The following is a 12,514-nucleotide window of genomic DNA, read 5'->3' on the forward strand; positions in this document are numbered from 1 at the left end:
CACATGACTGCCAACCCGATTCCGGCCCGCATGAAGGGCCTCAACCGCGCCGAGATCTGCGACCAGAACTTCATCGAGTTCGTGAAGGAGTGGGACGGACGGGTCGGCGCGACGCCGGCGGCCGGCGACGCCATCCTGCCCGGCAGTGCGCTGGATGCGCGCAGCTTCATCGAACTGCTCGAATCCCAGTTGATCTCGCGTCACCTGGACCTGATGGCACGCGTGCTGCGCGTGCAGAACAAGGTCTTCTACACCATCGGCAGTTCCGGCCACGAAGGCAATGCGATGGTCGCGCGGCTGACGCGGCATACCGATCCGGCGTTCCTGCACTACCGCAGTGGCGGCTTCATGGCCGAGCGTTTCCGCAAGCTGCCTGGCATGGACCCGGTGATGGATTCCGCATTGAGCTTCGCGGCGAGCGCCGAGGACCCCGCGTCCGGCGGACGCCACAAGGTGTGGGGCAGCAAGCCGTTGTGGGTGCTGCCGCAGACGTCCACCATCGCATCGCACCTGCCGAAGGCGCTGGGCACGGCGGTGGCCATCGAGCAGGCGCGCCGCATCGGCCATGCATCGCCGATCCCCGAGGACAGCATCGCGATCTGCTCGTTCGGCGACGCCTCCAGCAACCATGCCACGGCGCAGACCGCGTTCAATGCGGCGGCGTGGACGGCCTACCAGAAGCTGCCGGCACCGGTGCTGTTCGTCTGCGAGGACAACGGCATCGGCATCTCGGTGAAGACCCCGGATGGCTGGATCGGCCGCAACTTCCGCGACCGCAAGGACCTGGACTACTTCCACGCCGATGGCCTGGACCTGGCCACCGGCTACGGCCAGGTGCAGGCGGCGGTCGAGCATTGCCGTCGCACGCGTCGCCCCACCTTCCTGCACCTGCGCACCACGCGGATCATGGGGCACGCCGGTACCGACTTCGAGATCGAATGGCGGCCTCTGGAAGAGTTGTGCGCCGTCGAGGCGACCGATCCGCTGCTGCGCTCGGCCGCGATCGCACTGGAGTCTGGCCTGCTGTCGAAGGACGCGCTGCTGGCGCTGTACGAAACCACGCGCAAGCGCTGCTTCGCCGCCGCCGAAGATGCCGACCGCCGCCCGCGCATCACCACGCTGGAACATGTGATGGCCCCGCTGGCACCGTACACACCGGCTGCCGTGGCGAAGGAAGCGGCGCGCGTGGCACCGCACGAGAAGCGCGTCGCCGCGTTCGGCAGCGAAGACAAGCTGCCGGAGAAGCTGCCGCCACGCCACTTGGCCATCCAGATCAACAACGCGCTGCACGACCTGTTCTGCAAGTACCCGGAGACGCTGCTGTTCGGTGAGGACGTGGCGCAGAAGGGCGGCGTCTACACGGTGACCAAGGGTCTGCAGAAGGCCTTCAAGGGCACGCGCGTGTTCAACACGTTGCTGGACGAGACCATGATCCTCGGCCTGGCGCAGGGCTACGCCAACTTGGGCATGCTGCCGATCCCGGAGATCCAGTACCTGGCGTACTTCCACAACGCCTGCGACCAGATCCGCGGCGAGGCCGCCAGCCTGCAGTTCTTCAGCAACAACCAGTACCGCAACCCGATGGTGGTGCGCATCGCCGGGCTGGGCTACCAGCGCGGCTTCGGCGGGCACTTCCACAACGACAACTCGATCACCGCGCTGCGCGATATCCCCGGCCTGGTGGTCGGCTGCCCGTCGCGTGGCGACGATGCGGCCACCATGCTGCGCACGCTGGCGGCGCTGGCGAAGGTCGATGGGCGTGTCAGCGTGTTCCTGGAGCCGATCGCGCTGTACATGACCAAGGACCTGCACGAGGCCGGCGACGGCCAGTGGCTGTTCCCGTATCCGGCGCAGGACGAGGCGATGCCGCTGGGCGAAGGCCGGGTCTACGGCGCGGATGCGGACGATCTGGTCATCTTCACCTACGGCAACGGCGTGCCGATGAGCCTGCGCGCCGCGCGCAACATCGAAAAGAAGCATGGCTGGAAGGTGCGCGTGGTCGACCTGCGCTGGCTGGTGCCACTCAATGCGACCTTCATCGCCGAGCAGGCGAAAACGGCGAAGCGCATCCTGGTCGTCGACGAGGGCCGGCACGCGGCCGGGGTAGGCGAGGGCGTCATCACGGCGATCGCGGAGGCGGGCTACCGTGCGCGTCCGTTCCAGCGCGTGGTGGGTGCGAATACGTACACCCCGCTGGCCGGCGCAGCCTTCCTGGTGCTGCCCGGCGACGAGGACATCGTCGCAGCGGCCGACCGGCTGGCATGATGTCCCTCTCCACACGCTGAGGAACGGACATGCCCACGCCCCGCATCGGCCTCATCATCGGCAGCCTGCGCGCCGGCTCGTTCAACCGGCAACTGGCCGGTGCCGTGCAGGCGCTGGCCGGCGATCGTTTCGTCTTCGACGAGATCGGCATCGCCGACCTGCCGCTTTACGACCAGGACGACGATGCAGACTTCCCCGCCGCGGGCCTGCGCTTCAAGCAGCAGGTGCAAGCCTGCGACGCGCTGCTGTTCGTCACCCCGGAGTACAACCGCTCCATCCCGGGCGTGCTGAAGAATGCCATCGACATCGGTTCGCGACCGGGCGGCAGCAACTCGTTCGGTGGAAAGAGGGTGGGCGTGATCGGCACGTCGCCCGGTGCGCACGGCACGGTGTCGGCCCAGCAGCATTTGCGCAACGTGCTGGCGGCGGTGGATGTCGCGGTGTTGCCGCAGCCGGAGATCGCCATCCAGTACCGTGAAGGCCAGATCGACGCGGACGGCGCCATCACCGACGAGCGTCTGCGGCGGCGCCTGCAGTCGTTCCTCGATCGCTTCGAAGCGTGGCTCGGCGGGTAGCGTGCGCCATGCGCACGACCCGGGATACCTCAATCCTCCATGAGGTCGTGCGCGCGGCGCACGCTACGGTCGCAGGAGTGCCAGGCCATCGCGCATGCGCTGCAGCGGGTGCCGTTCCAGCGGGCGTTCGTCGGCCAGCGCGCGCGCCAGCATGCGCCGGAACGGCGTGAGTCGCCGGCCGGCCCGCAGGACGGTTTCGCGCACGATGCGCGCGGGCGCGCGGTCGTTCGTGTAGAGCTCGACGATCGCGCGGGTCGCCAGGTAGAGCGGGCGCGATCCCCGGCGGTGGCGGCGCTCGTAGCGGGCCAGTACCTCCACGCCACCCAGGTCACCGCCGCAGCGCAGCGCTTCGCGCGCCATGTCGGCCAGCCGTTCCACGCTGCCCAGCCCCAGGTTGAAGCCATGCGCCGTCACCGGGTGCATGCCCACCGCCGCGTCGCCCACCAGGGCGAAGCGGCGTCCGACGAAGCGGCGTGCGTACACGCCGACCAGTGGGTACACGTGACGACTGCTTTCCAGGCGCATGTGGCCGAGGCGATGCCCGTAGCGCTGCTCCATCTCGCGGGCGAAGGCCTCCACGTCCAGCGCCGCGAGCCGCCTGGCGGCGCTGTCGGGCAGGGTGACGACGACGGAGGCCTGGTGCTCCTGCAGCGGCAGCAACGCGAGCGTCTGTCCGTGGCCGAACCACTCCCACGCCACGCCCTGGTGCGGCTGTTCGTGATGCATGCGGCAGACCAGCATGCTCTTGCCGAAATCGTACTGGTCGGCGCCGATGCCCATCGCGCGGCGCGTCTCGGAGAACCGGCTGTCGGCCGCCACCAGCAGCGGTGCCTCCAGTCGCAGGCCATCGCCCAGCGTCACGCAGGCATGGTCGTCGGTGGTGCGGACGGCGTGGATGCGCGCGCTGTCGAACAGGTCCAGGCCGGGCAGGTCGCACACGGCCTTCCATGCGGCTTCGCGAATGCAGTGATTGGGCACCAGCATGCCCAGCTCCGGCGTGCCGGCGAGGCCGGCGTCGATACGCATGTCGTGCAGGCAGTCGCCTTCCATCACGCGTGCCGCACGCAACGGCGAGCAGGCGTCGTCCGGCAGGTGCTGCCAGATGCCGAGGTCGCGCAGCAGGCGCATCGAGGCGTGGGTCAGCGCGATCTCGCGGCCGTCGAAGGCGGGTTCGGCGATCGCGGCGCGCGGCTGGCGCTCTACGACGGCGACTTTCAGGTCGAGATCGCACAGGGCCTTGGCCAGGCAGAGACCGGCCGGTCCGGCGCCGATGATGATGACGTCATGATGCATGCGCATGCCTTCTGCTCAGGGACCGGAGCAGTCTAGGTCTGCGTGCATCGGCGTCATTGATGTGGATCAATCGACGCGCGGAAAGGCTCAGCGGCGCAGGCCATCCAGCAGAGGCTGCCGTGCCAGCAGGTGGTCATCCGCCATCAGGTCGGTGCCCGCATGCTCCAGCGGCATCACCGCCAGCAGCACGCTGCCCGCCACGTCGGATGCGACGCAGGCGACTTCGCCCACATCGCGCTCGCCTTCGCGCACCGGCGTGCCGTCGGTGATCGTGCCCATGGCGGAGAAGCACTGCAGCGAGCGCTTCGCCTTGCCGAGGAAATGCGTGCGCGCCACGATTTCCTGGCCGGGGTAGCAGCCCTTCTTGACGCTGTAGGCGGACAGGCGGTCGAGCGCGAGTTGCTGGGGTGTCCACTGTTCGCGCTGCGAAGCGGGCAGGCGGGGCAGGCCGTGGCGCAGGTCGGCGACCTGCCACGCAGCCTGCAAGGCAGGATCCTCCACAGCGGCAGCACCGATGCGCCACGTGCGCGTCACGCCGTCGCCGCCGAGATCGAATTCGAGCGCATCATCCGTGGCGTCCAGTGCGGCGCCCGACGCGCGGGCAGGTGCGGCGAAGGTGGCGTTGACAGCGATGCCGGCGGGGACTTCGATCTTCAACTTTCGTCTAAACACGAACCGCCGCAGCGCCTCGGCGAACAGGTCGGCGGGATGGTCGGGCAACACCAGCCACAGGCTGTCGTCCGTCCTCCTGGCGAGCGCAAACACCGCAATCACCCGCCCTTTGGGCGTCAGCCACGCATTCCATTGCCAGTGCCCGGGCGCCAGCGATACGACATCGTTGGCAAACTGCGCATGGGCGAACGCCACGGCATCCGGGCCTTCCAGCACCACCAAGGCGTGGTCGGGCAGGGCGAAAAGCGGTGGACTGGTACGGGAAAGGTTGTCAGCCAAGGGGGCGAGGATTAAAATTTTGTGCGTTGCGAGATCACATGATAGGTCAAACTCCCCCGCCTCCCGACCCCGATTCCGGAACACAGCCGCCCGAAACCCCGCCGCCCTCCGTGGACGCAGGGGTCGGACCACCGGCCGTGCAGAAGGAGATCGGCGGACGCGACGGGCCCGAGCCCACGCGTTACGGGGATTGGGAAAAGAACGGGCGCTGCATCGATTTCTGAGCAGTGCACGTAAAGCCAACGCGGTCCTGACCGCCCAGCCGAGACAACGAGCGCAACGAATGGCGACTCCACAACGTCCGCTTTCCCCCCACCTCCAGGTCTACCGCTGGCAGATCCAGATGGTGACGTCGATCCTGCATCGCGCCACGGGGGTCATCCTCGTCGGCGGCGCCCTGGTGATCACCGCAGGCCTGGTGGCACTGATGATCGGCCCCGATGCCTGGAACTGCGTCACCGGCCTTGCGGGCGCCTGGTACGGCCAGCTGTTCCTGTTCGGCTGGACGTGGCCCTTCGCCTACCACCTGTGCAACGGCATCCGCCACATCGTGCAGGACTTCGCCATCGGCTACCGCATCGCCACGTTCGTGCGCAGCAGCTGGCTGTCGGTGATCGGCAGCCTGGTCATCACCGCCCTGGTGTGGGCGTACGTGCTGCTGGGAGGTGGCGCATGAGCGACTTCCGTACCCCCATCAAGAACGCGCGCGGCCTGGGCTCGGCGAAGACCGGTACCGAGCACTTCGTGCACCAGCGCCTGACTGCCACCGCGCTAGTCGCGCTGACCATCTGGTTCCTGGTGTTCGTGCTGAGCCTGATGGGTGCCGACTACGTCACCGCCACCGCCGCCATCGCCAAGCCGTGGAACGCGATGCTGCTGGTCGGCTTCCTGGTCGCCATGTTCTGGCATGCGCAGCTGGGCCTGCAGGTCATCCTGGAGGACTACATCCACAACTCGCTGCTCGCGCTCGCCGTGCAGACCACCGTCAAGTTCATCGCCGTGCTGGGCGCCATCGTGAGCGTCTTCGCCGTGGCCCGCATCGCGCTGGGGAATTGAGCCGCATGTCCGCTTACAAGATCACCGAACACAAGTACGACATGGTCGTGGTGGGCGCCGGCGGTGCCGGCCTGCGCGCGACCTTCGGCCTGGCCGCCAAGGGCCTGCAGACCGTCTGCCTGACCAAGGTCTTCCCGACCCGCTCGCACACCGTGGCGGCGCAGGGCGGCATTTCCGCCGCGCTCGGCAACATGGGCGAGGACGACTGGCGTTACCACTTCTACGACACGATCAAGGGCTCCGACTGGCTGGGCGACCAGGACGCCATCGAGTACATGTGCCGCGAGGCGATCCCGGCCATCATCGAGCTGGAGCATTACGGCGTGCCGTTCTCCCGCACCGAGGAGGGCAAGATCTACCAGCGCCCGTTCGGTGGCATGACCACCCGGTACGGCGAAGGTCCGCCGGCCCAGCGCACCTGCGCGGCCGCCGACCGCACCGGCCACGCCATGCTGCACACGCTGTACCAGCAGTCGCTGGCGCACGATGCGCGTTTCATGGTCGAGTACTTCGCGCTGGACCTGATCTTCGACGAGGAAGGCGCCTGCCGTGGCGTGCTCGCGCTGGACATGGCGACGGGCACGCTGCACCTGTTCCGTGCCCACGGCGTAGTGCTGGCGACGGGCGGCTACGGCCGCGCGTACTTCTCGGCGACCTCGGCCCACACCTGCACCGGCGACGGTGGCGGCATGGTGATGCGCGCCGGCCTGCCGATGCAGGACATGGAGTTCGTGCAGTTCCATCCCACCGGCATCTACGGTGCGGGCTGCCTGATCACCGAAGGCGTCCGTGGTGAAGGCGGCATCCTGCGCAACAGCAACGGCGAGCGCTTCATGGAGCGCTATGCGCCGCACTACAAGGACCTGGCTTCGCGCGACGTGGTCAGCCGTTCGATGACCATCGAGATCCGCGAGGGCCGCGGCGTCGGCGAGCACAAGGACCACATCCTGCTCGACCTGACCCACCTGGGCCCGGAAGTGATCAACGAGAAGCTGCCCGGCATCGCCGAGAGCGCCCACATCTTCGCGGGCGTGGATGTGACCAAGCAGCCCATCCCGGTCATCCCGACGGTCCACTACAACATGGGCGGCATCCCGACCAATTACCACGGCGAAGTGGTGCGCAAGGTCGGCGACAACCCGGATGCGGTCGTGCCGGGCCTGTACGCGATCGGCGAGGCCGCCTGCGTGTCGGTGCATGGCGCCAACCGCCTGGGCTCCAACTCGCTGCTCGACCTGGTGGTGTTCGGTCGTGCGGTGGCCAACCGCTGCGCCGAGACCATCAAGAGCGGTGCGTCGCACAAGCCGCTCGCCGGCGACGCATGCGACAAGGCGCTCTCGCACCTGGACAAGCTGCGCAACGCCAACGGCGACACGCCGACGTCGGTGATCCGCGACAACATGCAACGCACGATGCAAGCCGATGCCGCCGTCTTCCGCACCAGCAAGACGCTGAAGGAAGGCTGCGACAAGATGGCCGACATCTTCTCCAGCTTCCAGGACGTCAAGGTCAGCGACCGCTCGCTGATCTGGAACTCGGACCTGATCGAGACCTACGAGCTGCACAACCTGCTGCTCAGCGCGGTCGCCACGATCAACTCGGCCGAACAGCGCCACGAGAGCCGCGGCGCGCACGCGCACGAGGACTTCCCGGAACGCGACGACGTCAACTGGCAGAAGCACACGCTGGTCAATGTCGCCGACGACGGCACGTGCAGCTTCGATTTCCGCCCCGTGCACATGTACACGCTCAGCAAGGACGTGGATGTGGTGCCGCCCAAGCCACGCGTTTACTGAGCCCGGGAGACCCTGACACATGGCCGAATTTTCGCTCCCGAAGAACTCGCGCGTCACCAAGGGCAAGCACTTCCCCGCGAAGGGCGCCAAGCGCGTGCGCACCTTCAAGGTGTACCGCTGGAACCCGGACGATGGCGCCAACCCGCGCACGGATACGTACGAGATCGATCTCGACAAGTGCGGTCCGATGGTCCTGGACGCGCTGATCAAGATCAAGAACGAGATCGACCCCACGCTGACGTTCCGTCGTTCGTGCCGCGAAGGCATCTGCGGTTCGTGCGCGATGAACATCGACGGCACCAACACGCTGGCCTGCACCAAGGCCATCGGCGACTGCGGCAAGGCCGAAGTACCGATCTATCCGCTGCCGCACATGGACGTGGTGAAGGATCTGGTCCCGGACCTGACCCACTTCTACGCGCAGTACGCGTCGATCAAGCCGTGGATCCGCACGCAGACCCCGGCGCCGCCGGACCGCGAGCGCCTGCAGTCGCCGGAGGACCGCAAGAAGCTGGACGGCCTGTACGAATGCATCCTGTGCGCGTGCTGCTCGACCAGTTGCCCGAGCTACTGGTGGAACGGCGAGCGCTATCTGGGTCCGGCGATCCTGCTGCAGGCCTACCGCTGGATCATCGACTCGCGCGACGAGGACACCGGTGCGCGCCTGGACGATCTGGAAGATCCGTTCAAGCTCTACCGCTGCCACACCATCATGAACTGCGCCCGGACCTGCCCGAAGGGCCTGAACCCGGCGCTGGCGATCGCCGAGATCAAGAAACTGATGATGGCGCGTCGCGCCTGACCGCATGGGCGACGCACCTGCCACGGCAATCCTCTGGCCTGCGGTGGCGATGGCCGGCCTGACCTTCCTCGTGTGGGTCAGGCTGTACCAGCTGCGGCTCGGCGAAATGGCGCGCAAGCGCATCGACGCGCAGCAGCTGGCCAACGCGGCCGATTCGGTGCGCCTGCTGGTCGACACGCGCGCCTCGGACAACTTCCGCAACCTGTTCGAACTGCCGGTGCTGTTCTACGCCGGCGTACTGCTTGCCGCGCTGATCGGTGTTTCCGATGCCGGCTCGATCACGCTGGCCTGGGCCTTCGTCGCGCTGCGCACGGTACACAGCGTGGTCCACTGCACGTACAACCACGTCATGACCCGCTTCGTGGCCTATGCGCTGGCCACGCTGGTGTTGATCGCGTTCTGGGTGCGCCTGGCGCTGGCGCTGGCCGCGGCATGAGCGACGATCCCGAACTGAAGCGCATCCGCTGGCGTTGCCGGCGCGGCATGCGCGAACTGGACCAGCTGTTCGGCCGCTATCTCGACCGCAGCTGGGCGACCGAATCCGAACCGCAGCGCGTGGCTTTCCTACGGCTGCTCGATTGCGAGGACGATAAGCTCTGGCGCTGGTTCATGGGCTACGAGCAGTGTCCCGATGCGGAACTCGCCGCGCTGGTCGAACGGATCCGTCAATTGCCGGCTTGAGTGGCGGCCGTCGCGCCTGCTGCAGGCGCTGTTGATCCTCCTGGGCGTACTGGGCGCCGTCTCCGTGCTGGCGTGCGAGATGCCGCGTCCATTCGCATGGCCCATCGCCATCGGCGCGCTGGCGTACGGCGGCTGGCGGGCGCGCAGGGAAGGGCGGAAGGCCCGCCGTGCATTCTGGTTCCCCGGCAACGCGCGGACGCCGACCGTCGACGGCGAGCCGATGCATGAGGCGCACCTGCAGTGGCGCGGCCCGCTGGCGTTCCTGCGCTGGCGCGAGCGCGGAACGCGCCGCTGGCGCCGCGCCGCCTGGTGGCCGGATACGCTGCCGGCCCGGCAGCGGCGTGAACTCCGGCTTGCTGCGGGCGAGGGGGACGCTGGGCGGCACCGGAGGGATCGGGCACCATAGGCCCATGTTCAAACCCATCCCTGTCGCCATCGGCCTGCGCTATCTCCGCGCCAAGCGCCGCAACGGTTTCATCTCCTTCATCTCGCTGGCCTCGGTCGTCGGCATCGCGCTGGGCGTGATGATCCTGATCACCACGCTGTCGGTGATGAGCGGCTTCCAGCGCGAGATCCGCGACCGCCTGCTGCAGGCCACCGCGCACGCCACGGTGATGGGCGCAGGCGAGGCGATGCACGACTGGCCACATGCCACGAAGATCGCCATGGACGATCCGCGTGTCGCCGGCGCCGCACCCTTCATCCACGTGCAGGCCATGCTGACCGGCAATGCCGATCCGCAGGGCGCGCTGGTGACGGGCATCCTGCCGGGCGAGGAGCCGAAGGTCTCGGTGATCGGCGACAAGATGAAGGCGGGCAAGCTGGATTCGCTGCAGCCGGGCGAGTTCCACATCCTGCTCGGGCAGGAACTGGCCGCCTGGTTGCGGGTCGGCGTCGGCGACAGCGTCGTCGTCACCGCCGGCGATTTCCAGGGCACGCCGATGGGCGCGATGCCCAAGATCAAGCGCTTCACTGTCAGCGGCATCTTCTCGGTCGGCCACAACGACGTCGACCGCAACCTGGCGCTGGTCCACATGGGCGACCTGCAGCGCGTGCTGCGGATGGGCGAGGGCGTCACCGGAGTGCGCCTGAAGCTGCACGACATGTACCAGTCCTGGGACGTGGCGCGCGATCTGGCGCTGCGGCTTCAAGGTCCGTACCGCATCAGCGACTGGACCAGCGAGAACGCCAACCTCTACCACTCGCTGAAGATGGAAAAGACGGTGATGGGCATCCTGCTGTCCTTCATCATCCTGATGGGCGCGTTCTCGCTGGTGAACTCGCAGGTCATGCTGGTCACCGACAAGCAGGCCGACATCGCCATCCTGCGCACGCTGGGCCTGACGCCGCGCGGCGTGATGCAGGTCTTCATGGTGCAGGGCGTGCTGATCGGCGTGATGGGCACCGTGATGGGTGTGATCGGCGGCATCCTGCTGACCATCAACCTCGAGTACATCCTCGCGGCCATCGAGGCCGTGTTCAAGGTGACGCTGCTGCCGCCGGACGTGTACTACATCACCGGCTTGCCCTACGAACTGAGCGGCAGCGAAGTCGTGGTGATCGCCGCCGTGGCGCTGACGATGAGTTTCCTGGCCACGTTGTACCCGGCGTGGCGCGCTGCCCGCACCCAGCCCGCGGAGGCGCTGCGCTATGAATGAGTCCATCCGGTCCGCCGTGGTCCACGCCGAGGCGCTGGGCAAGACCTACGCCGAAGGCACGCTGCGCACGCCGGTGTTCGATGGCCTGGAGCTCAACGTGCAGCCCGGCGAGACCGTGGCCATCGTCGGCGCGTCAGGCGCCGGCAAGAGCACGCTGCTGCATCTGCTCGGCGGGCTGGATACGCCGACCTCGGGTGAGGTATACGTCGCCGGGCAGAAGATGTCGTCGCTGTCCGATGCCGCGCGCGGCCAGTTGCGCAACCGGTCGCTCGGTTTCGTCTACCAGTTCCATCACCTGCTGCCCGAATTCACCGCGCTGGAGAACGTCATGATGCCGGTGATGCTGGGTGGCGCCGGTGCGGATGCCGCATCGGCGAAGGCGAAGGCATTGCTGGAATCGGTCGGGCTTGGCCATCGCCTGGCGCACAAGCCCGGCGAGCTGTCCGGTGGCGAGCGCCAGCGTGCCGCAGTCGCACGCGCACTGGTCAATCAGCCAGCCTGCGTGCTGGGCGACGAACCGACCGGCAATCTGGACGAGAAGACCGCGGCCACCGTGTTCGACCTGATGCTGGATCTCAACCGCGCGCAGAAGACCAGCCTGGTGCTGGTGACCCACGATCGCCGACTGGCGCGCCGACTGGATCGCGTGCTGGAACTCCACGAAGGCAAGCTGCGCGAACTGGCGCACGACGCGGTCTGAGGCAGGCCACCGAGTCGGCGGGGCAGTTCCTACGAAAAAGTGGACACCGATTCTCTAGCGGCACTGCTCGAACTCCACCGGTGATCGATAGCCCAGCGCCGAGTGCAGGCGCTGGTGGTTGTAGAACTGGATGTAGTCGTTGATCGCCGAGCGGAGCGCGCGTTCACTGTCGAAGCGGTGGCGGTGATACATGTCCGACTTCATCGACTTGTTCCATGACTCCATGTGTGCGTTGTCGTTCATGCGACGCGGCCGGTTGACCGACTGCACCAGCCCGGACCGTCTCAGTCGCTGCCTGAAGTCGTTGGCCATGAACTCGATGCCGCGGTCACTGTGGAACAGCGTATCGCAGGCCGGCGTGCGTGTGCGCAGGGCGGCAGCCAGGGCGCGACGGGTCAGCGAGGCCGTGCGTTCGGACCCCAGCGACCAGCCCAGCAGGCGGCGGGAGTAGCGATCCATCACGGTGGCCAGATACCGCCATTGGCCGGCGACCTTGAGGTAGGTGACATCTCCGACCCACACCTGATCCTGTCGTTGGCAGGGCTGCTCGTGCGCGCGGCTCGGGACGCTGTCCAGAAACCGCGCCAAGCCGGGGCGACGGCGGTACAGACGGGCCGAACAGGCACGCACGCCTTCCTGCCGCATCAGCCTTTCGACCCGACGGCGTCCGATCGGCTCGCCCTGTCGCCGGAGGGCGGCATGCACCCGGGGACTGCCATAGGTCTGTCGGCTGGCCT

At 67.6% G+C, this 12,514-nt stretch carries 15 protein-coding genes; 12 read left to right on the plus strand and 3 right to left on the minus strand.

What is annotated here, in order from left to right; genetic code table 11:
* Positions 1-3 precede the first annotated feature (3 nt).
* Positions 4-2,265: a thiamine pyrophosphate-dependent enzyme gene (locus CSC78_RS03245; protein ID WP_162336454.1), complete on the plus strand. Its 2,262-nt coding sequence runs from the start codon at positions 4-6 to the stop codon at positions 2,263-2,265.
* A 29-nt stretch (positions 2,266-2,294) separates the two neighbouring features.
* Positions 2,295-2,840: an NADPH-dependent FMN reductase gene (locus CSC78_RS03250; RefSeq protein WP_162336455.1), complete on the plus strand. Its 546-nt coding sequence runs from the start codon at positions 2,295-2,297 to the stop codon at positions 2,838-2,840.
* Positions 2,841-2,903: 63 nt separating this feature from the next.
* Here the strand turns inward: CSC78_RS03250 and ubiM are convergent, their stop codons facing one another.
* On the minus strand, positions 2,904-4,133 hold the full coding sequence (ubiM, locus tag CSC78_RS03255; RefSeq protein WP_162336493.1) for a 5-demethoxyubiquinol-8 5-hydroxylase UbiM: 1,230 nt from the start codon (positions 4,131-4,133) through the stop codon (positions 2,904-2,906).
* A gap of 87 nt (positions 4,134-4,220) precedes the next feature.
* On the minus strand, positions 4,221-5,084 hold the full coding sequence (gene ygfZ / locus CSC78_RS03260; protein WP_162336456.1) for a CAF17-like 4Fe-4S cluster assembly/insertion protein YgfZ: 864 nt from the start codon (positions 5,082-5,084) through the stop codon (positions 4,221-4,223).
* Between the two features lie 38 nt (positions 5,085-5,122).
* Between ygfZ and CSC78_RS03265 the strand changes: the two genes are divergently transcribed.
* The 10 genes from CSC78_RS03265 to lolD are packed head-to-tail and all read left to right on the plus strand — an operon-like array spanning position 5,123 to position 11,777.
* Positions 5,123-5,308 carry a DUF1674 domain-containing protein gene (locus tag CSC78_RS03265; protein WP_162336457.1) on the plus strand — a complete coding sequence of 62 codons (186 nt, stop codon included), beginning with the start codon at positions 5,123-5,125 and terminating at the stop codon, positions 5,306-5,308.
* Positions 5,309-5,367: 59 nt separating this feature from the next.
* Entirely contained in the window at positions 5,368-5,760 is a 393-nt protein-coding gene (gene sdhC / locus CSC78_RS03270) for a succinate dehydrogenase, cytochrome b556 subunit (RefSeq protein ID WP_162336458.1), read from the plus strand.
* The gene (sdhD, locus tag CSC78_RS03275) at positions 5,757-6,140 is read left to right on the plus strand and encodes a succinate dehydrogenase, hydrophobic membrane anchor protein (protein ID WP_162336459.1); all 384 of its coding nucleotides are present in this window, start codon (positions 5,757-5,759) and stop codon (positions 6,138-6,140) included. Before sdhC ends, sdhD begins: the two co-directional genes overlap by 4 nt.
* Before the next feature lie 5 nt (positions 6,141-6,145).
* A complete protein-coding gene (gene sdhA / locus CSC78_RS03280) occupies positions 6,146-7,936 on the plus strand; it encodes a succinate dehydrogenase flavoprotein subunit (RefSeq protein ID WP_162336460.1) in 1,791 nt (596 codons plus the stop codon).
* Positions 7,937-7,955: 19 nt separating this feature from the next.
* Positions 7,956-8,738 (plus strand): succinate dehydrogenase iron-sulfur subunit, encoded by a 783-nt coding sequence (locus CSC78_RS03285; protein WP_162336461.1) that lies wholly within the window; start codon positions 7,956-7,958, stop codon positions 8,736-8,738.
* Positions 8,739-8,742: 4 nt separating this feature from the next.
* Positions 8,743-9,174: an MAPEG family protein gene (locus CSC78_RS03290; RefSeq protein ID WP_162336462.1), complete on the plus strand. Its 432-nt coding sequence runs from the start codon at positions 8,743-8,745 to the stop codon at positions 9,172-9,174.
* Positions 9,171-9,419: an FAD assembly factor SdhE gene (locus CSC78_RS03295; protein ID WP_162336463.1), complete on the plus strand. Its 249-nt coding sequence runs from the start codon at positions 9,171-9,173 to the stop codon at positions 9,417-9,419. The genes CSC78_RS03290 and CSC78_RS03295 overlap by 4 nt, the downstream gene beginning before the upstream one ends.
* Positions 9,370-9,825: a hypothetical protein gene (locus tag CSC78_RS03300; RefSeq protein WP_162336464.1), complete on the plus strand. Its 456-nt coding sequence runs from the start codon at positions 9,370-9,372 to the stop codon at positions 9,823-9,825. The genes CSC78_RS03295 and CSC78_RS03300 overlap by 50 nt, the downstream gene beginning before the upstream one ends.
* A 4-nt stretch (positions 9,826-9,829) precedes the next feature.
* On the plus strand, positions 9,830-11,077 hold the full coding sequence (locus tag CSC78_RS03305) for a lipoprotein-releasing ABC transporter permease subunit (protein WP_162336465.1): 1,248 nt from the start codon (positions 9,830-9,832) through the stop codon (positions 11,075-11,077).
* Positions 11,070-11,777, plus strand: coding sequence for a lipoprotein-releasing ABC transporter ATP-binding protein LolD (gene lolD / locus CSC78_RS03310; protein WP_162336466.1), 708 nt, complete (start codon positions 11,070-11,072; stop codon positions 11,775-11,777). The genes CSC78_RS03305 and lolD overlap by 8 nt, the downstream gene beginning before the upstream one ends.
* Positions 11,778-11,831: 54 nt before the next feature.
* Here lolD and CSC78_RS03315 read toward each other — a convergent pair.
* On the minus strand, positions 11,832-12,514 hold a 683-nt coding region (locus CSC78_RS03315; RefSeq protein WP_162336467.1), incomplete at its 5' end, for an IS3 family transposase.

Origin of the sequence: Pseudoxanthomonas japonensis, from assembly GCF_010093445.1 — a bacterium.
GTDB classification, from domain to species: Bacteria; Pseudomonadota; Gammaproteobacteria; order Xanthomonadales; family Xanthomonadaceae; genus Pseudoxanthomonas_A; species Pseudoxanthomonas_A japonensis.

What these genes read in the sequence shown, in the direction of transcription:
- ubiM (WP_162336493.1), bottom strand. Translation starts at nt 4,133, where the DNA reads ATGCATCATGACGTCATCATCATCGGCGCCGGACCGGCCGGTCTCTGC.
- CSC78_RS03295 (WP_162336463.1), top strand. Translation starts at nt 9,171, where the DNA reads ATGAGCGACGATCCCGAACTGAAGCGCATCCGCTGGCGTTGCCGGCGC.
- CSC78_RS03250 (WP_162336455.1), top strand. Translation starts at nt 2,295, where the DNA reads ATGCCCACGCCCCGCATCGGCCTCATCATCGGCAGCCTGCGCGCCGGC.
- CSC78_RS03285 (WP_162336461.1), top strand. Translation starts at nt 7,956, where the DNA reads ATGGCCGAATTTTCGCTCCCGAAGAACTCGCGCGTCACCAAGGGCAAG.
- sdhA (WP_162336460.1), top strand. Translation starts at nt 6,146, where the DNA reads ATGTCCGCTTACAAGATCACCGAACACAAGTACGACATGGTCGTGGTG.
- CSC78_RS03245 (WP_162336454.1), top strand. Translation starts at nt 4, where the DNA reads ATGACTGCCAACCCGATTCCGGCCCGCATGAAGGGCCTCAACCGCGCC.
- CSC78_RS03305 (WP_162336465.1), top strand. Translation starts at nt 9,830, where the DNA reads ATGTTCAAACCCATCCCTGTCGCCATCGGCCTGCGCTATCTCCGCGCC.
- CSC78_RS03300 (WP_162336464.1), top strand. Translation starts at nt 9,370, where the DNA reads ATGCGGAACTCGCCGCGCTGGTCGAACGGATCCGTCAATTGCCGGCTT.
- sdhC (WP_162336458.1), top strand. Translation starts at nt 5,368, where the DNA reads ATGGCGACTCCACAACGTCCGCTTTCCCCCCACCTCCAGGTCTACCGC.
- sdhD (WP_162336459.1), top strand. Translation starts at nt 5,757, where the DNA reads ATGAGCGACTTCCGTACCCCCATCAAGAACGCGCGCGGCCTGGGCTCG.
- lolD (WP_162336466.1), top strand. Translation starts at nt 11,070, where the DNA reads ATGAATGAGTCCATCCGGTCCGCCGTGGTCCACGCCGAGGCGCTGGGC.
- CSC78_RS03265 (WP_162336457.1), top strand. Translation starts at nt 5,123, where the DNA reads ATGATAGGTCAAACTCCCCCGCCTCCCGACCCCGATTCCGGAACACAG.
- CSC78_RS03290 (WP_162336462.1), top strand. Translation starts at nt 8,743, where the DNA reads ATGGGCGACGCACCTGCCACGGCAATCCTCTGGCCTGCGGTGGCGATG.